At 71.5% G+C, this 21,980-nt stretch carries 22 protein-coding genes; 7 read left to right on the top strand and 15 right to left on the bottom strand.

Annotation, left to right across the window (positions count from 1 at the left end):
• Positions 1–6 precede the first annotated feature (6 nt).
• From AC068Z_RS37810 to AC068Z_RS37870, 13 genes are all read right to left on the bottom strand, one after another.
• Positions 7–1,509 (bottom strand): glycoside hydrolase family 43 protein, encoded by a 1,503-nt coding sequence (locus tag AC068Z_RS37810; RefSeq protein ID WP_478566693.1) that lies wholly within the window; start codon positions 1,507–1,509, stop codon positions 7–9.
• On the bottom strand, positions 1,506–2,354 hold the full coding sequence (locus AC068Z_RS37815; protein WP_478566696.1) for a DUF6807 domain-containing protein: 849 nt from the start codon (positions 2,352–2,354) through the stop codon (positions 1,506–1,508). The genes AC068Z_RS37810 and AC068Z_RS37815 overlap by 4 nt, the downstream gene beginning before the upstream one ends.
• A complete protein-coding gene (locus tag AC068Z_RS37820; RefSeq protein ID WP_478566699.1) occupies positions 2,351–3,508 on the bottom strand; it encodes a Gfo/Idh/MocA family protein in 1,158 nt (385 codons plus the stop codon). Before AC068Z_RS37820 ends, AC068Z_RS37815 begins: the two co-directional genes overlap by 4 nt.
• A complete protein-coding gene (locus AC068Z_RS37825) occupies positions 3,505–4,788 on the bottom strand; it encodes a pectate lyase family protein (RefSeq protein WP_478566702.1) in 1,284 nt (427 codons plus the stop codon). Before AC068Z_RS37825 ends, AC068Z_RS37820 begins: the two co-directional genes overlap by 4 nt.
• On the bottom strand, positions 4,785–5,678 hold the full coding sequence (locus AC068Z_RS37830) for a carbohydrate ABC transporter permease (protein ID WP_478566705.1): 894 nt from the start codon (positions 5,676–5,678) through the stop codon (positions 4,785–4,787). The genes AC068Z_RS37825 and AC068Z_RS37830 overlap by 4 nt, the downstream gene beginning before the upstream one ends.
• Positions 5,675–6,610, bottom strand: coding sequence for a carbohydrate ABC transporter permease (locus tag AC068Z_RS37835; RefSeq protein ID WP_478566708.1), 936 nt, complete (start codon positions 6,608–6,610; stop codon positions 5,675–5,677). The genes AC068Z_RS37830 and AC068Z_RS37835 overlap by 4 nt, the downstream gene beginning before the upstream one ends.
• A gap of 109 nt (positions 6,611–6,719) precedes the next feature.
• Complete coding sequence (gene araD, locus AC068Z_RS37840) at positions 6,720–8,450, bottom strand: L-arabinonate dehydratase (RefSeq protein ID WP_478566711.1); 1,731 nt, start codon at positions 8,448–8,450, stop codon at positions 6,720–6,722.
• Positions 8,438–9,349, bottom strand: coding sequence for a dihydrodipicolinate synthase family protein (locus AC068Z_RS37845; RefSeq protein WP_478566714.1), 912 nt, complete (start codon positions 9,347–9,349; stop codon positions 8,438–8,440). Before AC068Z_RS37845 ends, araD begins: the two co-directional genes overlap by 13 nt.
• Complete coding sequence (locus AC068Z_RS37850) at positions 9,346–10,002, bottom strand: GntR family transcriptional regulator (RefSeq protein ID WP_478566717.1); 657 nt, start codon at positions 10,000–10,002, stop codon at positions 9,346–9,348. The genes AC068Z_RS37845 and AC068Z_RS37850 overlap by 4 nt, the downstream gene beginning before the upstream one ends.
• A gap of 478 nt (positions 10,003–10,480) precedes the next feature.
• Entirely contained in the window at positions 10,481–11,065 is a 585-nt protein-coding gene (locus tag AC068Z_RS37855; RefSeq protein WP_478566720.1) for a TIGR03086 family metal-binding protein, read from the bottom strand.
• A 119-nt stretch (positions 11,066–11,184) separates the two neighbouring features.
• Complete coding sequence (locus AC068Z_RS37860) at positions 11,185–11,556, bottom strand: peptidase inhibitor family I36 protein (protein WP_478566723.1); 372 nt, start codon at positions 11,554–11,556, stop codon at positions 11,185–11,187.
• Entirely contained in the window at positions 11,553–12,023 is a 471-nt protein-coding gene (locus tag AC068Z_RS37865) for a hypothetical protein (RefSeq protein WP_478566726.1), read from the bottom strand. Before AC068Z_RS37865 ends, AC068Z_RS37860 begins: the two co-directional genes overlap by 4 nt.
• Before the next feature lie 30 nt (positions 12,024–12,053).
• Positions 12,054–12,191: a hypothetical protein gene (locus AC068Z_RS37870; RefSeq protein WP_478566729.1), complete on the bottom strand. Its 138-nt coding sequence runs from the start codon at positions 12,189–12,191 to the stop codon at positions 12,054–12,056.
• A gap of 63 nt (positions 12,192–12,254) precedes the next feature.
• Between AC068Z_RS37870 and AC068Z_RS37875 the strand changes: the two genes are divergently transcribed.
• Positions 12,255–13,478, top strand: coding sequence for an MFS transporter (locus tag AC068Z_RS37875; protein WP_478566731.1), 1,224 nt, complete (start codon positions 12,255–12,257; stop codon positions 13,476–13,478).
• Here the strand turns inward: AC068Z_RS37875 and AC068Z_RS37880 are convergent.
• Both AC068Z_RS37880 and AC068Z_RS37885 read right to left on the bottom strand, forming a co-directional pair.
• Entirely contained in the window at positions 13,415–14,572 is a 1,158-nt protein-coding gene (locus AC068Z_RS37880; protein ID WP_478566734.1) for a hypothetical protein, read from the bottom strand. The genes AC068Z_RS37875 and AC068Z_RS37880 overlap by 64 nt on opposite strands.
• Complete coding sequence (locus tag AC068Z_RS37885; RefSeq protein WP_478566737.1) at positions 14,569–15,513, bottom strand: 5-dehydro-4-deoxyglucarate dehydratase; 945 nt, start codon at positions 15,511–15,513, stop codon at positions 14,569–14,571. The genes AC068Z_RS37880 and AC068Z_RS37885 overlap by 4 nt, the downstream gene beginning before the upstream one ends.
• A 193-nt stretch (positions 15,514–15,706) precedes the next feature.
• Between AC068Z_RS37885 and AC068Z_RS37890 the strand changes: the two genes are divergently transcribed.
• The 6 genes from AC068Z_RS37890 (at position 15,707) to AC068Z_RS37915 (ending at position 21,804) form a co-directional block, all read left to right on the top strand.
• Positions 15,707–16,516, top strand: coding sequence for an NAD-dependent epimerase/dehydratase family protein (locus AC068Z_RS37890; protein ID WP_478566740.1), 810 nt, complete (start codon positions 15,707–15,709; stop codon positions 16,514–16,516).
• 304 nt (positions 16,517–16,820) lie between these two features.
• Positions 16,821–17,588, top strand: coding sequence for a DeoR/GlpR family DNA-binding transcription regulator (locus AC068Z_RS37895; protein WP_478566764.1), 768 nt, complete (start codon positions 16,821–16,823; stop codon positions 17,586–17,588).
• 103 nt (positions 17,589–17,691) lie between these two features.
• The gene (locus tag AC068Z_RS37900) at positions 17,692–19,059 is read left to right on the top strand and encodes an ABC transporter substrate-binding protein (protein WP_478566743.1); all 1,368 of its coding nucleotides are present in this window, start codon (positions 17,692–17,694) and stop codon (positions 19,057–19,059) included.
• Positions 19,056–19,997 (top strand): carbohydrate ABC transporter permease, encoded by a 942-nt coding sequence (locus AC068Z_RS37905; protein WP_478566746.1) that lies wholly within the window; start codon positions 19,056–19,058, stop codon positions 19,995–19,997. The genes AC068Z_RS37900 and AC068Z_RS37905 overlap by 4 nt, the downstream gene beginning before the upstream one ends.
• Entirely contained in the window at positions 19,994–20,818 is an 825-nt protein-coding gene (locus tag AC068Z_RS37910; RefSeq protein WP_478566749.1) for a carbohydrate ABC transporter permease, read from the top strand. Before AC068Z_RS37905 ends, AC068Z_RS37910 begins: the two co-directional genes overlap by 4 nt.
• A complete protein-coding gene (locus AC068Z_RS37915; RefSeq protein ID WP_478566752.1) occupies positions 20,815–21,804 on the top strand; it encodes a zinc-dependent alcohol dehydrogenase family protein in 990 nt (329 codons plus the stop codon). The genes AC068Z_RS37910 and AC068Z_RS37915 overlap by 4 nt, the downstream gene beginning before the upstream one ends.
• The last annotated feature ends 176 nt before the right edge of the window (positions 21,805–21,980 follow it).

The following is a 21,980-nucleotide window of genomic DNA, read 5'->3' on the forward strand; positions in this document are numbered from 1 at the left end:
GGTGAGTTACGAGGGAATGACCCGGAAGAGCGTGAAGCTCGCGGCACCGGCGTGTCCCTGACCGGTGGGCGCGAGGGCGAACAGACCGAGCAGGGCGCCGACCCAGCGCCAGGGAGTGGCGGCGAAGACGGGACCCGAGGACGTCCAGCCGTCGCCGGCGTCGTAGAGGAAGCGGCAGCGGGCACCGGAGCCGATCTCGATGCGCAGCCGCGCCCGCCCCTCGGGTGCCAGGCGTGGGTGCGAGGCGTCCCGCTCCTGTTCGGCGACGGCCTCGGCGAACCGGTGGACCAGGTGGACCGTGCCGTCGCTGCCGCGCTGGAGTCCGATCCAGGAGAAGGCGTCCCCGAGCACGGCGAGACCGGCCCGCGCGCCCGGTTCCGCGCTGTCCAGGCGCAGTTCGGCCTCGACGGCGGCCGGCGTCCCGGGCAGCCGCTGGGTGAGCACGTTCGGCAGCCTGCGCAGGTCGTGCGCGTCGGCGGTGCGGACGCAGGTCAGCCGGAGCCCGTCGGCGGAGTGCTGGGTGGACCAGCCCTCACGCGGGTTGGCGGTCCACTGCCACTGCCGGCCGTACCGTCCGCCGGGGAAGTCGTCGTCGGTGGCGGGCGCGGCGGGCGGCTGCGGCGGCAGGGTGGGCTTGCGGTGTACGGCCACGGGGGCGCCCTCGTCGCCGAGGACCGGCCAGCCGTCGGTGCCCCAGCGCATCGGCTGGAGGTGCACGACCCGGCCGTAGGCGCCCCGCTGCTGGAAGTGGACGAACCAGTCCTCGCCGGCCGGGGTGCGCACCCAGCCGCCCTGGTGGGGGCCGTTGACCTCGGTGTCCTTCTGTTCGAGGACGATCCTCTCCTCGTACGGGCCGAAGAAGGCGCGCGAGCGGAAGGCGCCCTGCCAGCCGGTCTCCACTCCCCCGGCGGGAGCGAGGATCCAGAACCAGCCGTCGTGCCGGTAGAGCTTGGGGCCCTCCAGGGTGAACCAGCCGGGGATCCGGTCGCCGTCGACGATCACCTTGCCCTCGTCGAGGAGCTCGGTGCCGTCGGGGCGCATCCGGTGCCCGGTGAGCCGGTTCTTGACGCCGGAGCGGGACTTGGCCCAGGCGTGCACCAGGTAGGCCTCGCCGGTCTCCTCGTCCCACAGCGGGCAGGGGTCGATCAGACCCTTGCCGGACTTCAGCAGGTGCGGCCGGGTCCAGGGCCCGCGGATCTCGGGGGCGTTGACCTGGTAAACGCCCTGGTCCGGGTCGCCCCAGAAGATCCAGAAGCGGTCGTCGTGATGGCGCAGGGAGGGCGCCCAGACCCCGCAGTCGTGCCGGGGCGTCCTGAACTCGGCAGCCGGTTCCAGGCGTTCGAGGGCGTGGCCGACCAAAGTCCAGTTGACGAGGTCGCGGGAGTGCAGCAGCGGCAGCCCCGGGGCGCGGCCGAAGCTGGAGGCGGTGAGGTAGAAGTCGTCCCCGACGCACAGGACGTCCGGGTCGGACCAGTCCGCGTTCAGGACCGGGTTGGTGTACGTCGTCACTGGCTCACCGCCTTCCTGATGAGCGCCGTCGCCGCGTCCCGGTCGAGACGTCCGTCGGCGACCACGGTGACGATCCTGCGGACGACGGTGTCACCGGGGGCGATCGGCAGCCGGTCCTCGTACGCCAGGGAGGAGCCCACCCCCGGGTACTCGGCCGTCCGTACGAACCACGGGTCCTGGCGGGTGCGTTCGGTGGCCCCGGCGAACACGAGCGTCCAGGAGGTGCCGACCAGGGCGACCCAGTCGGCGCGGCTGCCGTGCGCCGCCTCCTCGCCCTCCGCGCCGGGGGTGAGGACGTCGGGGGCCGAGGCCTCCTTGCGGGCCCGCCAGAAGAAGCCGCCGTAGGCCGCGCCGGGGCGCCCGTTGGTGGCGGGGCTGCCGATGGACAGCACGCCCGCCGTGCTGTTGGTGAGCGAGAAGGTGAAGTCCAGCGCCCAGGCGGAGTCGGTCAGTTCGGTCGCCGCGACGGTACGGCGCTCGCGCAGCAGCTCGGCGCCCGCCGCCATCCAGCGCAGCTCCTGCACGAAGCCGTCCGGGTCGCGCAGCTGGAAGCCCGCGTGGCGCTGGGCGCCGTGGTTGTCCAGCTCGGTGGGGCCCTGGTCGCGGACGAAGGTGCGCCCGCCCCAGAAGTTGTGCCCCTCGACGTCGGGAACGGCGACACCGACGCCGAGGTGGTGGAGGTGGTCGGCGGGGCTCAGCTCGGTGACCGCCGTACCGGACAGGGTGGTGACCGGGTGCAGGTAGGGGCGCGGGGAGAGCCGGTCGGGCAGTTCGGGCCGGGTGACGTACCGGCCGACCGGGCGGCCCGCGACCCGCAGGACCGGGGTGTCGTTGGGCGTCGTCATGTGCTCACCTCTTTGCGGAGTCCGTGGGGCAGCGCCCAGGGGGCGCCCAGCTCGGAGTAGAGGGCGAGGGAGTCGGCGGCGGCCGCGACCAGACCGTCGACCCCGGGCACGACCCGGCGCTGTTCCCCGGGGAGCAGACGCCAGGCCCCGGCGGGCAGCGGGGCGGGGTCGGGGGCGAGCCGGATCGCCTCGACGACCTTCATGAAGGCGCCGGTCGCCTCGGGGGTGACGAGCAGGTCGGCGCCGTCGGTGAGATGCCGTACGAGGTTCTCCAGCAGGTCGGTGCGGCCGTACTCGGACTCCTCGGGGCCGTGGCCCGCGCGCTGGAGCAGGACCCGGTCCTGCTTGTACCAGAAGGTGATCCGGCCGCTGCTGCCGTGCACCACGACGTACGGCTCGTCGGGGTGCTCGGCGCACAGGGTGGCGGCGACGGCCACCGGGTGGCCCTGGGCGGTGGAGACCCGGACGCAGGAGGTGTCGTCGGACTCGATGTCGTTGGCGCGCAGCAGTTCGGTCTCGACCTCGGTGACGTCCTCGGCACGACCGGACCCGCCGAGCGCGAGGGCGGTGGCGACGGCGTGCGCGAGCGGGTTGGTCAGCGCGCCGTCGATCACGTCGGCGCCGTTCAGGCGCCGCTTGCCGGCCCAGGGAGCGCGCCGGTAGTAGGCCTCGGGACGGGCCCAGGCGCCGGCCCCGCCGATGCCGACCAGTTGGCCGATGGTGCCCTCGGCGATCATCCGCCGGATCGCGGGCACCGCGTGCGAGCCGAGCGACTGGAAGCCGATCTGGCAGGCGACGCCCGCCTTCGCGACTCCGTCGGCCATGCGCCGGAACTCGGCGAAGGAGGGGGCGGGCGGCTTCTCCAGCAGCAGGTGCACGCCGCGGGCCGCCGCCTGGAGCGCCAGGTCCGTGTGGGTCGGGATCGGGGTGCAGATCACCGCGATCCGGGCGCCGGTGGAGTCCAGGAGCGCGCCGAAGTCGGCGGACTGCTCGGGCGTGCCGAGGCCCGCGGGGATCTCCGCCTCGGTCAGCGGCGTCAGCTCGCAGACGCCGGCCAGCCGTACGACGCCCTGGTCCTGGAGCCGTCGGATGTTCTCCAGGTGCCAGCGGCCATGGCCGCGCGCGCCCGCCAGGACGATGTCGGTGCCGCTCATGGGATCCTCCCCGCGCCCGCGCCGCGTGCCACCGCTCGGTCGGCCGTCGCCGCGCTGTCGATCTTTGTGTGCAGGGTAGGTGTCCAGCCCACGTCGGCCGTGAGATCGCGCTCGCCGCCGGGGTTGTAGGCGTTGTAGATGGTGCGCAGGTCGACGGGGAAGCCGTTGAACAGGGTGCCCTCGTCGTGCAGGGCGCTGCCGTTCCAGCTCTTGACCAGGTCGGCGACTTCGATGTGGCCGGGGGTGCGGAAGACGTTGTTCTGGACGTACAGGGCGGACTCGGTCCCGGCCCCGAGCGCGTACCGGAGGCCGTCCTCGACGACGTAGCGGTTGTTGTAGACGTGCACCTGCCCGAAGCGGACCCTCGGGGCTCGCTGTACGACGGACTCGAACTGGTTGTGGTGCAGGGTGACCCGGAGCCTGCTCCGGTCGCCGGTGGCGGAGTCGCTGTTGCCGATGAGCATCGCCTTGTCGTGGTCGGCGAACCGGCTCCAGGAGACGGTGACCAGGTCGGAGCCGTTGGTGATGTCGAGCAGTCCGTCGTGGCGCAGGTAGTTGCGGCCGAAGTGGGTGGGCTCGTCCTCGTCGGGGTGGCCCTTGTCGCTCAACGTCACATGGTCGACCCAGACATGGGTGGCGCCGCGCAGCCAGAGGTTGTCGTACGCCGTCTTCCAGTCGCCGAGGCCGCCGGAGTTGGGCTGCCAGACGGGGAAGCAGTCGTAGGCGTCGCGGAGTTCGAGATTGCGGACGATCACGTTGGAGGCGTCCGTGACCTGGAGGCTCGCGCCCTTCAGGACGGCTTTGTCACCGAGTCCGACGAGGGTGGTGTTGGAGCCCACCCTCAGTTCGACGCGCTCGGCCTGCCGGCGCGCCGAGGCCTGGCGGGCCTCCTCCTGGGGGCCGCTGGGCTTGGCGGAACCCCAGGTGCGGGGGTCGTAGGCGGCCAGGTACTTCTTCAGGTCGTAGCCGTCGGTGGTGTAGTCGGCGCAGTCCAGGGGGTCGCCGTCGTCGTCGGTGTTGGCGTCGATCGTCCCGGCGATCTTGATGATCTTCGGGGTGTCGCTGCCGCCGTCGAGGGCGCGGACGAGGCCCGCGCGGTCGGTGACCGTGAGGACATGAGCGTCGTCGGCCGCCGCGCCCCCGGTCGTGCCGGTGCCGTACGAGGCCCAGCCGTCGTGCGCGGGCAGGGTGTCGCGGCCGATGTCACGGCCCTCGGCGTGCGCGGGGACGCTCAGCACGCCCAGCAGGGCGAGCGGGACGATGAACCGGTGCCCTCTCATCCCTTCACCGCCCCCGCGCTGAAGCCGGTGATCAGCCACTTCTGGATGAAGGCGAACACGATCACCACGGGTACGGCGGCGATGATGCCGCCCGCCGCGAGCGCGCCGAGGTCGACGCTGTCCGCGCTCATCAGGGTGTTCAGACCGACCGGGATGGTCTGCTTGTCCTGGTTGTTGAGGAACATCAGGGCGAACAGGAAGTGGTTCCAGGAGTGCACGAAGGCGAAGGAGCCGACGGCGATCAACCCGGGCCGCAGCAGCGGGAGGACGACGACCCGGAAGGCCCGCAGCCGCCCGCACCCGTCGACCCAGGCGGCCTCCTCCAGGGAGTACGGCACGTTCTTGATGAAGTTGCTGATCAGGATCATCGACAGCGGGAGCTGGAAGACCGTCTCCGCGAGGATGACGCTGCCCAGCGAGTTGATCATCTGGAGTTCGGCGAAGATCTCGAAGAGCGGCACCAGCAGCAGCGCCCCCGGCACGAACTGCGAGCAGAGCAGGCCGAGCATGAAGGCCCGCTTGATCTTGAAGTCGAACCGGGCGAGGGCGTAGCCGCCGGCCAGGGCGACCAGGGTGGTCATCACCAGGGTGGCGACGCCGACCAGGACGCTGTTCTGGAAGTAGGTGCCGAAGCTGCGCTCGTTCCAGACCTTCTCGAAGTGGTCGAAGGTCATCGGCCAGGGCACGAGCGAGGTGGAGCCGGCCGGGCGGAGCGCGAAGAGCAGGATCCAGTAGAACGGGATCAGGGTGAAGAGCAGATAGATGCCGAGCGGGAGGTAGATGTTCCAGCGCGGGACCTCGTCCCAGGCGCGGTGCTTGCCCGAGGGGCGGGGCGGCGGCGGGTTCCGCCTGGCGACGGGCACGACGGGGGTGGCTTCCTTGACGCTCACTTGCTGTCACCTCCGAACTTGCTCAGCCGCAGATAGACCATCGAGCAGAAGAGCAGGATCACGAACGCCACGGTCGTCAGGGCCGACGCGTAGCCGAAGTTGTGGGCGTCGACGCTGGTGTTGGCGATGTACAGCGGGAGCGTCGTCGTCTCCCCCGCGGGTCCGCCGCCGGTGAGGGTGTAGAGCAGGTCGACGTTGTTGAACTCCCACACCGCGCGCAGCAGCGTGGACAGGATGATGGCGTCCTTCAGATGGGGCAGCGTGATGTGCCAGAACTGCTTGAACCGGCTGGCCCCGTCGACCTCGGCGGCCTCGTACAGGTCCTTCGAGACGGACTGGAGGTCGGCGAGGATGAGGATCGCGAAGAAGGGCACTCCGCGCCACAGGTCGGCGACGATCGCCGCCGGGAAGACGGTGGAGGTGTCCGACAGCCAGCTGGTGCCGTAGGAGCCGATGCCCATGTCCGCGAGGTAACGGGTGATGCCCGTCTGGGAGTTGTAGAGCAGCACCCAGATCGCGGAGGTCAGCACACCGGAGACGGCCCAGGGCGAGAAGACCAGCGCGCGGCCGAGCCCCCGTCCGACGAAGGTCTGGTTGACGATGAGGGCCAGCGCCAGGCCGAACAGCAGCTGGAGTCCGACCTCGACGAAGACCCACTTGGCGCTGAAGACGAGGGTGTCCCAGAACAGCGGGTCGTCGGTGAAGGCGTGGACGAAGTTGTCGAAGCCCGCGAAGCCGTTCCGCCAGGGCTTGGTGGGGTTGTAGTCCTGGAGGCTGTAGTAGAAGACGCTGATGACCGGGTAGGCGATGAAGCCCAGCATCAGCAGGGCGGCCGGGGCGATCAACAGGTACGGCAGTCTGCGGGGGGTGGCGGAGGCACGGCGCCGCCTCGGTGGCGCGGGCGGTTTCGCCACGGCTGCGGCTTGGGCCATGACTGTTTCTCCGATCTCTTGCGTCGTGCGGGGCGTACGTCGTGGAGGAAGCGCTTTCTCCGTGTACAGGGCTGTGCGGGTCGTGCGGTGCGCTGTGGTTCGCTGTGGTTCAGCCCGCGTAGGGGTCCGCCACCTTGCCCGGGCGGGCGAGGAACTCGAAGTCGCAGCCGGTGTCGGCCTGCGTGATCTGCTCGTTGTAGAGCGCGCCGTAGCCGCGCTCGTAGCGGACGGGCGGCGGTGTCCACTCCGCCCCGCGGCGCTCCAACTCCTCGTCGTCCACGTGGAGATGGAGGCTGCGCGCCTCGACGTCCAGGGTGATCCGGTCGCCCGTGCGGACGAGGGCGAGCGGTCCGCCGATGTACGACTCGGGCGCCACGTGCAGTGCGCAGGCGCCGTAACTGGTGCCGCTCATCCGGGCGTCGGAGATCCGGACCATGTCCCGGACGCCCTGCTTGAGCAGGTGGTCGGGGATGGGGAGCATGCCGTACTCGGGCATGCCGGGGCCGCCCTTGGGTCCGGCGTTGCGCAGCACCAGCACGCTGTCGGCGGTGATGCCCAGCGAGGGGTCGTTGATGGTGCGCTGCATGGCCTTGTAGTCGTCGAAGACGACCGCGGGCCCGGTGTGCTTGAGCAGGTGCGGCTCGGCGGAGATGTGCTTGATGACGGCACCGTCCGGGCAGAGGTTGCCGCGCAGTACGGCGACCCCGCCCTCGCTCGCGACGGGGTTGTCGCGGGGCCGGATGACGTCGGCGTCGTGCACCTGGGCGCCGGCGATCTGCTCGCCCAGGGTGCCGTTGACCGTGGGCCGGTCCAGGTGCAGCAGGTCGGTGATGCGGGAGAGGAAGGCGGGCAGGCCACCGGCGAAGTGGAAGTCCTCCATGAGGTACGTCTGTCCGCCGGGCCGGACGTTGGCGAGCACGGGGACCGTACGGGCGATGCGGTCGAAGTCGTCGAGGGTGAGCCTGACCCCCGCCCGCCCGGCCATGGCGATCAGATGGATGACCGCGTTGGTGGAGCCACCGAGCCCCAGCACCGTGGTGACGGCGTCCTCGAAGGCCTCCCGGGTGAGGATCCCGGAGGGCTTGAGCCCGCTCCAGGCGAGGTCCACCGCACGGCGCCCGGAGGCGGCGGCCATCCGCTCGTGCCCGGAGTCGACGGCCGGGATCGAGGAGGCGCCGGGCAGCGTCATGCCGAGGGCCTCCGCCGCCGCGGTCATCGTGGACGCGGTGCCCATGGTCATGCAGTGACCGGGACTCCTGGCCAACCCGCCCTGCAGCTCACGCAGTTCACAGTCGGTCAGGTTGCCCGCGCGGTGCTCGTCCCAGTACTTCCACATGTCGGTGCCGGACCCGAGGGTCTCGCCCCGCCAGTGCCCCGGCAGCATCGGCCCGGCCGGCACGAACAGCGACGGGACGTCGGCCGAGGCCGCTCCCATGAGCAGGGCCGGCGTCGACTTGTCGCAGCCGCCGAGCAGCACCGCCGCGTCGACGGGATACGACCGCAGCAGCTCCTCGGTCTCCATCGCGAGGAGGTTGCGGTAGAGCATCGGGGTCGGCTTCTGGTAGGTCTCCGAGAGCGTGGAGACCGGGAACTCGAGCGGGAAGCCCCCGGCCTGCCACACCCCCCGCTTGACCGCCTGTGCGCGCTCGCGCAGATGGACGTGGCAGGGGTTGATGTCGGACCAGGTGTTGAGGACCGCGATCACCGGGCGGCCCCGGTACTCCTCTTCCTCGTACCCCAGTTGACGCATCCGGGCGTTGTGCGACCAGGTGCGCAACTGGCCCTCGGTGCCGTACCACTGATGGCTTCTGAGCTCTTCCGGCGCCTTCACAGGGACCATCCGGCGGCTATCGCGGCGACCTCGGCGCGCTCGTCCTCGGGCAGCGGCTTGCTCGGCGGGCGGACGTCCCGGCGGCACAGGCCGAGGGAGGCGAGGGCCTCCTTGACGACGGTGACGTTGTTGGCGGAGCCGTTGGCGGCGCGCAGCTCCTCGAAGCGGCGGATCTGCTCCCACACCTTCATGGCGGCCGGGTAGTCCCCGGATCGAAGCGCTTCGATCATGTTCAGCGAGACGGCCGGGGCGACGTTCACCAGTCCCGAGGTGAAGCCGGTGGCGCCCGCGGAGAAGTAGGAGGGGGCGTAGGGCTCGGCGAGCCCGGCCACCCAGACGAACCGCTCCAGGCCCGCGTCCCGGGCGAAGGCGGCGAACTTGGCGGCATCCGGTACGGCGTACTTGACGCCGATGACGTTCGGGCAGGAGTCGGCGAGTTCGGCGAGCCGTTCGCCGGTGAGCTGCGCGTTGCGGATGTACGGGACGACGCCCAGCTCGGGCACGGCCTCGGCGATGGCGCGGTGGTAGTCGACCCAGCCGGCCTGCGAGACGTAGGGGTGGACGGGCTGATGGACCATCACCATCGCGGCGCCCAGGTCCCGGGCGTGCCGGGCGGAGGCCACGGCGGTGGGCAGGTCGTGGCCGACGCCGACGAGGATCACGGCGCGGTCGCCGGCCTCGTCGACGGTCAGCTCGGTGACGAGCCGGCGTTCCTGCGGGGTGAGGGCGTAGAACTCACCGGTGTTGCCGTTGGGGGTGAGGGTCCGGATCCCCCCGTCGAGCAGTCGGCGCAACAGGGCCCGGTGGACGTCCTGGTCGACGCTGCCGTCCTCGGCGAAGGGGGTCACCGGGATCGACACCACGTCGGCCAGGGCCGCCCGCTGGGTCTCGAACGTCACGCCGCTCATTCCTGACCTTCCTGTTCCGGCGCCTCGGGGAACGCCCGCTCGACGAAAGACGCGATGTGCGCGTGGAGGGCGGAGGCGGCCCCGTCCGCGTCGCCCTCGATGGCGAGCCGCAGGATCTCGCGGTGCTCCCCGGCCTCCCGCTCCCAGGAGGGCGAGGCGGCCCAGGCGACGGCGGAGACGAGGGCGGCCTGGTCACGGACCTCGTCGAGCATCCGGCCGAGCAGCGGGTTGCCGCAGGGCAGGTACAGGGCGCGGTGGAACTCCCGGTTGGCCAGGGAGCGTTCGGCGGTGTCGGTGGCGACGTCGGCCCGGGTGAGGGCGTCGCGGGCGGCGTCGAGCGAGGCGCCCCGGCGGACGGCCCGCTTCAGCGCCTCGGGTTCGAGGAGCAGCCGCACGTCGTAGACCTCGCGCGCCATGTCCGCGTCCACCATGCGCACCGTGACGCCCTTGTACTGGTTCATCACGACGAGCCCGGTCCCGGCGAGCGTCTTGAGCGCCTCGCGCACCGGGGTCTTGGACACCCCGAACTGCGCGGCGAGCTCGGCCTCCACCAGGGCCTGGCCCGGCGTCAACCGGCCGGTGAGGATACGGCGTTTGATCTCCTCCAGCACGAACTGCGTGCGGGAGGGGATCGGCGTGGGCACAGAGGTCATGCGCGCCTCTCGGATCTCACATATCGCGTCTCATATATGACGTACGAAGTACGACGCGATGAAGGTAGGAGCGCCTCGATGTTTCGTCAATGCTTCTGACAAAGGAAGTTCGCACCGCGTGGGCCTCCTGGGCGGTACTTCCGGCGCCCTCGGGCGTCGGATAGACCCGTTCGCCTTCGCGATGCCGGTCGATGCCGGCCTCGCGGAGGAACAGGGCGGCGCAGTGGGCGAGTTCGGTGAGCGCGGGGCGGGGTCCGGCGTCCCCGGAGCCGCCGGAGCCGCCGGAGCCGCCGGAGCCGCCGGAGCCGCCGGAGCAGGCGAGCACCCGCTCGCCCCGTGTGCCGCCGCAACTCCGCGAACGTCCCGGTACCGGCGTCCACCCGCACGACGGCGCCCCCGCCCCGGAGGAGATGTCCGGAGCGAGGGCGGTCGGGTGCGGGGTGGCGGGCCCCCGTTCAAGGTCCTCCTACGGCTTCCACTACGGCTTCCACTCCGGGTCCCGCCCGCTCAGCCCCACCGCCCGGTCCAGCAGGGACGCGCTGTCGGGGACGGGGACGACGGGGCCGAAGATCTCGCCGCGGCTGGGATCGTCCACCGAGGCGAGGAGGAAGGCGTGGCAGGCCTGGAGCGCGGTCCGGTCGGGGACGTAGGGAAGGCCCGTGGCGCGGGCCAGGTCCCAGCCGTGAATGACCAGTTCGTCGATCGCCACGGCACCGGCGACCTCGCCGGGGAGGTCCACCCCGCCGGCCCGGGTCATCCCGGTCCAGGCGGCCGGATCCCGCCAGGCCTCGGCGAGTTCGGCGAGGACCTCGGGCAGCTCCTCGCGCCAGCCGGGGCCGATGTCCGGGACGGACTCGCCGGGGCTGGTGTCGGTCGTGGGGCCGAGCCGCTTGCGCCCCGCGTCACGGAAGGCGACGGACAGATGCAGCAGGTGCCCCAGCAGGTTGCGTACGGCCAGCTCCGGACACGGCGTCGGGTCCGCCAACTGCTCGTCGCTCACCTCGCCGGCGAGATGGGCCAGCACCTGGGTCTGGGGTCCGAGATCGATGATCGAGTCCGTCATCCGTCGCTCCTCAGCGATTTCCGGGGTGGCCGTGAGGCCGGGCTGTTCGGGCGGGCCGGGTGGTCCTGAAGGGTGGACCGCTCGCACCCCGGAAACTCATCGCCGGGAGCGGCGGGGGGTCAGCAGCCCATGGCCCAGGTGTGGGAGTCGCCGTCGTCGTTGGCGGCGCCGTTGTAGTTCACCTCCTGGCCGGGGGCGAGGCAGAGGGTCATGTGGCCGCCCTGGTTGGCCGAGGAGTAGACCTTCACGTGGCTGGGGATGCCCGGGCCCTCGATGCCGTGGTTCGCCCAGGAGGAGTCCTCGTCGGCGATGTAGCTCTCCCACCAGTCGTCGTCGCCGTGCCAGTTGGCGCGCTGTCCCTGGTAGTCGGCGTGCTCCCAGGCACAGAAGTTGCCGCTCGGGCAGTCGGCGGCCGAGGCCGTGGCGGAGGTGGCGAGGGAGCTGCCGGCGGCGAGGAGCAGCGCGGCGGCCAGGAGGGCGGGCTTCTTCATCGGGACGTGCCTTTCTCATGGGCGGACTGGAGGAGGGAACGGGCGGTGCGGACGGCGTGCGCCCGCAGCTCCCGGTAGGCGCTCTGTTCGCTTTCCGGCGCCTTGGCCTTGAGGTTGTTGACGGTGGTGGACGCGCGGAACCAGCGCTCCTGGTCGCCGTAGAGCCGCTGCTGGGCCCGGGCGAGGCAGCCGTCGGTGTGCTGGCTGATCTCGTGCCCGCTGGGCAGCGTGAGCGTGAGTTCGGCGCGTCCGGTGCCGAACAGCGCGTCGCTGACCCGGCGTTGTTCGTCGGCGCCGGCCGGGCGTCGGCCCGGGCGCGGCGGGGTGAGGCCCTGGGCGGTCAGGCAGCGGTCGGTGAGCAGCAGCTGCGCGGTCCTGACGGTGTCGTCCGGGGTGAGCGGTGCGGCCTGCGGGGCCGCGCAGGCGGTGAGGGCGCACAGGGCGGTGAGCAGGACGACGGCGCGCATGATCATCCCAACCGCGGCAAAGGCCGCAGGTCACGGCGGGGGCCGACCGTTCACCCTGGTGAGCGACAGGGCGGCCGGGGTGGGCCGTACGGCCGTCTCCGGGAGGGGGCGCCGTACGGCCGCCGTCGGGTGGCGCCGTACGGCCGTCTCCGGGAACCCGCCGATCACGCGCCGGTTCTAAGGCACCTGCCCGATCCCGACCCGATCGCCTTAGCGCCACGCTGAGCAGGCATGACGACGCAATGGACCCTGCTCCCCGTACTGCGCGACCGCACCGCGCGGCGCTGTCTCACGGGGGTCGTGATCTCCGGCTTCGGGACCTCGGCGCTGTGGCTGGTGTCGGGCGTGTGGGTGAAGGACCTCACCGGCTCGGACGGTCTCGCCGCGCTCTGCATGCTCGCGATGTGGGCCCCCACCCTGGCGGGCCCGCTGCTCGGCGCCCTCGCCGACCGCACCCGCCGCGCACCCCTGCTGATCACCACGAACCTGCTGCTCGCGGCCCTCCTGCTCACCCTGCTCACCGTGGACGCCCCGGCCGACCTGTGGCTCCTGTTCACGGTCCTTTTCGTGTACGGCGCCGCGGGCGTCGTCGATGACGCGGCCGAGTCGGCCCTCGTGGCCTCCGCCGTGCCCAGGCCCCTGCTCGGCGACTTCAACGGTCTGCGCATGACGGCGAACGAGGGCATGAAGATCCTCGCCCCGCCCGCCGGGGCCGCCCTCTACGCGCTCCACGGCGGCGCGAGCGTCGCCCTGCTGGACGCGGTCACCTTCCTGGCCGCCGCCGGTCTGTACGCCTCCCTGCGCGTCCGGGAGCCCCGGCCGCAACCGGCAGCCGGCACGGACTGGCGCCTCGGCGCCCGGTACCTCTGGTCCCGCCCCCGGACGCGGCTGCTGATCCTGACCGGCGGCGCCACCATGCTCTTCGCCGGGGTGAACGGTGCCTTGATCTGGTCGGTCGTCGAGGCGCTCGGGCACTCCCCCGCCTACGCGGGTGTGCTGTACGCCGTCCAGGGCGCCGGCTCGGTGGCGGTGGGCGTGGTGTCGGGTCCCGCCCTGCGCCGGCTGGGCGCGCATCGGTTCGGCGGGTACGGCGTCGTGCTGTTCGGCGTCGCGGTGGCCCTGCGCGCGGTCCCCTCCGACCCGCTGGCCCTGGTGTGCGGCGCGGCGATCGGCGCGGGGCTGCCCGCCGTGCTGATCGCCGCCCTCACTCACGTCCAGCGGGAGACGCCGGGCCCGCTGCTGGGCCGCGTCACCGCCACCGCCAACACGCTGGTGTTCACCCCGAACGTGATCGGCCTCGCCGCGGGCGCCGCGCTCGTCGGACCGGTCGACCACCGGCTGCTGCCGGCCGTGACGGGGGCGGCGCTGCTCGTCACGGCCGTACCGCTGCTTCAGGCCCCGGCGAGCGCCGAGCGCACCAGCTCCAGGTCTCCGTCGGACGCCAACCCCGCGTGATACAGCCGCAGTTCCGTCGCCCCGAGGTCACGCGCGCGTGCCGCGTCCACCGCCAGGGTGCCCGGGCTGCCGCCCATTCCGGAGACCACCGTGAGGTTGGCGGCGAGCACGCCGTGCCCCTGCTCCGCGAACGGCGTCAGCAGTCCGGGACCGCCTGTACAGGGCACGACCACACCGTCCGCGACGGACAGGATGTGGGCCGGATCCACACCGGCGTTGGCCCCGCAGTGGTACGGCACCGGATCGGCGTGCAGCAGCACCTGGAAGCCGGGCGGGGCGGCGGCGCGTACGGCGGCGACGGCCGCCTCCTGGAGCGTACGGGCGGTCCCGTCCCGCCACGCGCGTGTTGCCGTCGCGTTGCCCTCGCCGAGCAGCTTCTCGACGCCCGTCCACCCCTCGTCGGCGGCCGTGCCCTGCCACAGCGGCTCCAGCGCGGCCCGTACGGCGGCCGCCAGCTCGTCCGCGTCCAGGCCCTGGGCGCCGTACCCCTGTCGGCAGACCGGGCAGAAGCACAGCGACATCAGGTACTGCCCCGCCTCGCCGAGGCCGACCCCGCCGGTCTTGTCGTGGGCGTGCAGATGGGCGAGGCCGTACCAGCCGAGGGACTCCAGTTCGGTGCCCCGCGCCCCGGGCCGTACGGCGGCCTCCGCGGCCAGGTCGATCAGGTACGCGCGCGTGGCGGGCTGCGCGATGCACGGCGCCCACGGGTAGCGGTCGCCGTAGGCGTTGACGACGGAGGTGTCCGGATGCTCGGCGCCCAGGCGGGAGTTGTGGGCGAGCACGACCCAGGTGTGCACCTCCAGACCGGCCTCCGCGAGCGCGTCCGCCGCCTCGCCGTAGGCGTCCCCGGGTGCCCAGTCACCGGCGGGGTACGGGCGCGGTTCCCGCCCCTGCCACCGCTCGTCCGTGGGGTACAGCACGGCCGCGTGCTCGGCGGTGACGATGCGGTGGCGCGGGTGGCGGGGGGTCAGCGCGCGCGTGGAGTGGTAGGCGGCGGCCAGGGTCACCTGCCGCACTCCGAGGGCGGCGATCCGCCCGGGTGCCGCGGGGTCGCCGTTGACGTCCCAGGGGTAGACGAATGCCGACGCCTTCACTGTCCATCCTCCTCGAGGAGCGCGTACCCGCGCTCGATCAGCAGAGCGAGTTGCTTGACATGGTCCTCGGTCGGCTCGTGCAGCGGCGGGCGGACCTCCCCGACGTCCAGGCCGCGCAGCCGGACGCCCGCCTTGACCAGCGCCACGGCGTAACCCCGGCCCTGGGCGCGCAGTTCGACGAAGGGCCGGTAGAAGCCGTCCAGCAGGCGGCGCACGGTGGCGTCGTCGCCGTGGCGCAGCGCCTGGTGGAAGGCGAGGGCCGGTTCGGGGGCGAAGCAGAAGACGGCCGACGAGTAGAGCGTGATGCCGAGGGCGCGGTAGGCGAGCTGGGTCTGCTCGGCGGTCGGCAGCCCGTTGAAGTAGAGGAAGTCGCCGGGGACCTCGGAGCGGACCGTGCTGACGATCCGCTGCATGAGGTCCAGGTCGCCGAGGCCGTCCTTGAACCCGACGATCCCGTCCGTGCGGGCCAGTTCGACGACCGTCCGCGGGGTGAACACGGCGTTGTCGCGCTGGTAGACGATCACGGGCAGGGCGGTGGCGGCGGCGACCTCGCGGTAGTGCCGCAGCAGCCCCTCCTGCGCGGCCAGCACCAGGTACGGCGGCATGGCGAGGAGCCCGTCGGCTCCGGCCGACTCGGCGAGCCGGGCGTACCGCACGGCCAGCGCGGTCCCGTACCCGGCGCCCGCGACGACCGGCACCCGGCCCGCCGTCTCCTCGACGGCCGCCCGGACGCAGTCCTGGTACTCCTCGGGCGTCAGCGCGTGGAACTCCCCGGTGCCGCAGCAGGCGAACACGGCGGCGGCACCGGCCTCCACCCCGCGGCGGACATGCTCGCGGTAGACGTCGAGATCAACGGCTCCCTCGGCGTCGTAGGCGGTGACGGGGAAGAACAGCGGCCCGCTGGGGATGCCGAGTCGAGCGGCGAGGTCGGCTGGCGTCACAGGCTCTCCCTAGAACGGGTCCATCACGACGGGGTGCACGAACAGTGTGCAGGTTTCTGATCAGAGTTTATGTTTATGAACACAAGGTCCGCCACCCTTGACGAGCCGGGGTGATGATCCATAGCTTGTCCACGAATGTGAATACCGTGCAGTCATACGGCCGTCCACTCTCGTCCACCCAAGGAGACCGAGGATGCCAGCGCCCCGCACCGTTCTGCTCACCGGCGCAGCCGGCGGACTCGGCACCCTGATGCGGGACCTGCTTCCCGCGTACGGCTACGAGCTGCGCCTGCTCGATCTGCGCCCGATCGAGGGCGAGCCGGACGCGATCGTCGCGGACCTCGCCGACAAGGAGGCGCTGCGCGAGGCCGTCCGTGGGGTGGACGCGATCATCCATCTGGCGGGCATCTCCCTGGAAGCCCCGTTCGAGAAGATCCTCCGGGCGAACATATTGGGCACGTACAACCTGTACGAGGCCGCACGCGAGGAGGGCGTCGCGCGTGTCGTCTTCGCCTCCTCCAACCACGCGGTCGGCTTCACCCCCCGCCCCCAGGGCGCGGACCCGCTGATCCCGATCACCACCCCGCACCGCCCGGACACCTTCTACGGCCTGTCCAAGTCCTTCGGCGAGGACCTGGCCCAGTTCTACTGGGACAAGTTCGGCCTGGAGACCGTGTCGGTCCGCATCGGCTCCTGCTTCGCCGAGCCGACCAGCGTCCGCATGCTGTCGGTGTGGATGAGCCCCGCCGACGGCGCCCGGCTGCTGCACGCGGCCCTGACCGCCGAGGAGGTCGGCCACACCGTCGTCTACGGCTCCTCCGCCAACACCCGCCTGTGGTGGGACCTCACCACCGCCCGCGCCCTCGGCTACGACCCCCAGGACGACTCCGAGCCCTACGCCGAGAAGCTGATCGCGGAACAGGGCGACCTGGACCCGGCGAACGAGTCCCACGCCTACCTGGGCGGCCACTTCGTGAACGACCCCCCGATCTGGCCGTACTGACCGAAACAGAGCGACAGCAAGCGCGGGCGGGCAGAAAACGGGCCCGCCCGCCCGTGTATTCGGGCACGGCACGACACGGGGCCGGCCGAACTCCCCAGGGGCGCGGGGAACTGCGCGACCAGCCACGACGCACCTGCGGACGACCACCGACCCGCCCCGGCCTCACCTCGTACGAGCAAGACCGAACGGGCACACACGGGCACTTTCACCCCCGTAACAGACCTGGTCACGGCCTCGCGCCCGCTGTAGAACTTCCTCCATGAGCCCGAACGGGCAACCACGCAGGAAGGCGGGTGACGAGAAGATGACCAGGACCGCGGAAGAACGCCAGCGAGAGATCATCCGCGCCGCCCGCACCCACGGCTCCGTCGACGTCAACGCCCTCGCCGAGGAACTGGGCGTCGCCCGGGAGACCGTACGCCGAGACCTCCGCGCCTTGGAGGACCACGGCCTCGTCCGCCGCACCCACGGCGGCGCGTACCCCGTGGAGAGCGCCGGTTTCGAGACCACGCTCGCCTTCCGCGCCACCAGCCACGTCCCCGAGAAGCGCAGGATCGCGGCCGCCGCGGCCGAACTGCTCGGGGACGCCGAGACCGTGTTCGTCGACGAGGGCTTCACCCCCCAGCTCATCGCCGAGGCGCTCCCCCGGGACCGGCCGCTGACCGTGGTCACCGCGTCCCTGCCGGTCGCGGGCGCGCTGGCGGAGGCGGAGAACGTCTCGGTGCTGCTGCTCGGCGGCCGGGTCCGGGCCGGCACGCTGGCGACCGTGGACCACTGGACGACGAAGATGCTGGCCGGCTTCGTCATCGACCTGGCGTTCATCGGCGCCAACGGCATCTCCCGCGAACACGGGCTGACCACCCCCGACCCCGCGGTCAGCGAGGTCAAGGCGCAGGCCGTACGCGCGTCCCGGCGGACGGTGTTCGCGGGCGTGCACACCAAGTTCGGCGCGGTCAGCTTCTGTCGGTTCACGGAGGTCGGCGCACTGGAGGCGATCGTGACGAGCACGCTGCTGCCGTCGGCGGAGGCGCACCGCTACTCCCTGCTGGGCCCGCAGGTCATCCGGGTCTGAGACGCCGACCGACATCTGCGTCCGACATTCCAACTGACACCCACAAGGGGCCTCACCGCACCCAGAGGCGCCCCTTATATCCCCATACGTCCAGGAGCGATCCATGCGAACCCAGAGCCGACGGAGGCCGCGAGCCACGCTCGCCACGGCCGCCGCAGGGACGCTGCTCACCCCGCTGCTCGCCGGCTGCTGGGCGGGCGCGGGCGGGGCCGGATCGGGCGGTGACTCGATCAACGTCCTGATGGTCAACAACCCCCAGATGGTGGAGCTGCAGAAGCTCGCGCCGCACTTCACCGAAGAGACCGGCATCAAGGTCAACTTCACCGTCCTGCCCGAGAACGACGTCCGCGACAAGATCAGCCAGGACTTCGCCAACCAGGCCGGCCAGTACGACGTCGCCACCCTCTCCAACTACGAGATACCGATCTACGCCCGCAACGAATGGCTCAAGGAGATGGACTCCTACGTCGCGAAGGACCCGGAGTACGACGAACAGGACGTCCTGAAGCCGATGCGCGAATCGCTGACCGGCGACGACGGAAAGCTCTACGGCCAGCCCTTCTACGGCGAGTCGTCCTTCCTGATGTACCGCAAGGACGTGTTCGAGAAGGAAGGCCTGACCATGCCCGCGCACCCCACCTGGCAGCAGGTCGCGGACCTGGCCGCGAAAGTGGACAGCGCCGAGTCGGGCATGAAGGGCATCTGTCTGCGCGGACTGCCCGGCTGGGGCGAGGTCATGGCACCGCTCACCACGGTCGTGAACACCTTCGGCGGCACCTGGTTCGACCAGGACTGGACGGCCCGTCTCGACTCCCCGGAATGGGAGAAGGCGACCAAGTTCTATGTCGACCTGGTGCGTGAGCACGGCGAGTCCGGCGCCGCCCAGTCCGGCTTCGCCGAGTGCCTCAACAACATGACCCAGGGCAAGGTCGCCATGTGGTACGACGCCACCTCCGCGGCCGGTTCCCTGGAGTCCGCCGACTCCCCGGTCAAGGGCAAGGTCGGCTACGCGCCCGCCCCGGTCGAGAAGACCGACTCCTCGGGCTGGCTCTACACCTGGGCCTGGGGCATCCAGGACGCCTCCCGCAACCCCGACAAGGCCTGGAAGTTCGTCTCCTGGGCGTCGAGCAAGCAGTACGAGCAACTCGTCGGCGACGAGATCGGCTGGTCCAACGTGCCGGCGGGCAAGCGCGCCTCCACCTACGCCAACCCCGCCTACCGCGCGGAGGCCGCCGCCTTCCAGGAGATGACGAAGGAGGCCATCGAGGGCGCCCGGCCGAAGGACCCGGGGGTGCAGCCGCGCCCGGCACCCGGCATCCAGTTCGTCGGCATCCCCGAGTTCACCGATCTCGGCACCAAGGTCTCCCAGGAGATCAGCGCGGCCATCGCCGGACGCCAGTCCGTCGAGTCGGCCCTGAAGAAGGCACAGGAGCTCGCCGAGAAGATCTCCGAGGAGTACGAGGGACGATGACCGCCACGACCACCGCTCCGACAGCCGCACCCGCCCTGCAGCGCGCCGAGAAACGCCCCTCGGACCGCCTGCGCGCATGGGCCACCCGCGCCCCGCTCCTCCCCGCGCTGATCTTCATGATCGCGGTGACCCAGCTGCCGTTCGTGGCCACGCTGGTGATCTCCTTCTTCGACTGGAACTCCCTCTACCCCGACGCCCGCAGCTTCACCGGCTTCGCCAACTACGAGGAGGTCCTCACCGACCCCGACCTGCGCCGCTCGGTCTGGACGACGGTCCTGCTGACGGTGGCCGTGGTCCTGGCGAGCCTGATCCTGGGCCTGGCCCTCGCCCTGCTGCTGGACCGCAAATTCAAGGGCAGAGGAGTGGTCCGCACGCTCCTGATCGCGCCCTTCCTGGTGGTCCCGGTGGCGGCGGCCCTGCTCTGGAAGCACGTCCTGTACAACCCCGAATACGGCCTGTTCAACGGCCTGTTGCACTACGTGGGCGGCCCACAGCCGGACTGGATCTCCAACACACCGCTGCTGGCCGTGGAGGCGGCCCTGGTCTGGCAGTGGACCCCGTTCATGATGCTGATCCTGCTGGCGGGGCTGCAGAGCCGGGACCAGCAGCAGATCGAGGCCGCGCGGGTGGACGGCGCGAGCGACTGGCAGATCTTCCGTCATCTGACCCTCCCCCACCTGCGCCGGTACCTGGAGCTGGGGGCCCTGCTGGGCTCGATCTACATCGTCCAGAACTTCGACGCGGTCTTCACCATCACCTCGGGCGGCCTGGGCACCGCGAACCTGCCGTACACCGTCTACCAGAGCTTCTACCAGGCCCATGAGAACGGCCTCGCCTCGGCGGCCGGCGTCCTGGTGGTCATCGGCTCGATCATCATCGCGACCTTCGCACTGCGGGTCGTCTCGTCCCTGTTCCGCGAGGAGGCCTCCCGCGCATGAACGCCGTACGCAGAAACGGCCTCGGCCTGCTGGCCTGGGCGGTCGGCATCCTGTTCTTCCTGCCCATCGCCTGGATGGCCCTGACGTCCTTCCACTCGGAGGAGGACGCGGCGACGAACCCGCCGTCCTTCGGCGCGGCACTGACCCTGGACGGCTACCGCGAGTTCTTCGGCACGGGCGGCGGGGCGACCCCGTGGCCGTCGCTGATCAACTCGACGGTGGCGTCCGTCGGTTCGACACTCCTCGTCCTGCTGCTCGCCCTCCCCGCCGCCTACGCCCTGTCGATCCGCCCGGTGAAGAAGTGGACGGACGTCCTGTTCTTCTTCCTGTCGACGAAGATGCTCCCGGTGGTGGCGGGCCTGCTGCCGATCTATCTCTTCGCCAAGAACACCGACCTGCTGGACAACATCTGGCTGCTGGTCATTCTCTACACCTCGATGAACCTGCCGATCGCGGTCTGGATGATGCAGTCGTTCCTCTCCGAGGTACCGGTGGCGGTGATCGAGGCGGCGCGCGTGGACGGCGCGAAGCTCCCGACGATCCTCGCCCGGGTGGTCGCCCCGATCGCCCTCCCCGGCATCGCCGCGACAGCCCTGATCTGCTTCATCTTCAGCTGGAACGAGCTGCTGTTCGCGAGGGTGCTGACGGGTGTGGTGGCGGAGACCGCGCCCGTCTTCCTGACCGGCTTCATCACCAGCCAGGGCCTGTTCCTGGCGAAGGTGTGCGCCGCCTCGCTCGTCATCTCCCTGCCGGTGCTCGCCGCGGGGTTCGCCGCCCAGGACAAGCTGGTCCAGGGCCTGTCGTTGGGAGCAGTGAAATGAAGGCCGCCGTCATCGAGTCCGTGGGCAAGGCCGTGGTCGCCGAGGTCCCGGATCCGACGCCGGGCCCGCGCCAGGTCGTCGTGGAGGTCGCCGCCTGCGGCCTGTGCGGCACGGATCTGCACATTCTCCAGGGCGAGTTCGCCCCGAAGCTGCCGATCGTGCCCGGGCACGAGTTCGCCGGCGAGGTGGTGGGCCTGGGCACCGACGTCACGGAGCTGAGGGTCGGCGACCGGGTGGCGGTGGACCCGTCCCTCTACTGCCACGAGTGCCGCTACTGCCGTACGGGCCACAACAACCTCTGCGAACGCTGGGCGGCGATCGGCGTGACGACGGCGGGCGGCGCGGCGCGCTACGCGGTGGCCCCGGTGGCGAACTGCGTGCTGCTCCCCGACCACGTCCGCACCCAGGACGCGGCACTGGTGGAACCCCTGTCGTGCGCGGTACGCGGCTACGACGTCCTCCAGTCCCGTCTCGGCGCGCACGTCCTGATCTACGGCTCGGGCACGATGGGCCTGATGATGCTGGAGCTGGCGAAGCGGACGGGTGCGGCGAGCGTGGACATGGTGGACGTCAACCCGACGCGTCTGGAAACGGCCCGGCACCTCGGCGTCTCGGCGGCCGCGGCGAACCCGGACGAACTGGACCGTCCCCAGGGCTGGGACCTGGTGGTGGACGCGACGGGCAACGCGGCGGCGATCCAGGACGGCCTGGGCAGGGTGGCGAAGGCCGGCACGTTCCTGCAGTTCGGGGTGGCGGACTACGCGACCCGGGTCGAGATCGACCCCTACCGCATCTACAACCAGGAGATCACCATCACCGGCTCCATGGCGGTCCTCCACAGCTTCGAACGAGCGGCGGAACTCTTCGCGAACGGCGTCCTGAACCCCGACGTCTTCATCAGCGACCGCATCCCCCTGGACCGGTACCCGGAGGCGCTGGACCAGTTCGCGGCGGGGGTGGGCAGGAAGATCGTGGTGGTGCCGTAGGGGCACTTCCGGCACTTGGGGGCGGCAGCCGCCAGCGGGGGTGGGGGGGGGGGGGCCCCGCCCCCCCCCCCCCCCCCCCCCCCCCCGGCGCGCAACGGCAGCAAGAGCCCCCGCGGGCGCGCGGGCTCGTAGGAACAGTGTCACACCCAGAGGACGCCGAAGAACCACCCGCCCCA

Source organism: Streptomyces sp. NPDC043726, from assembly GCF_056436565.1.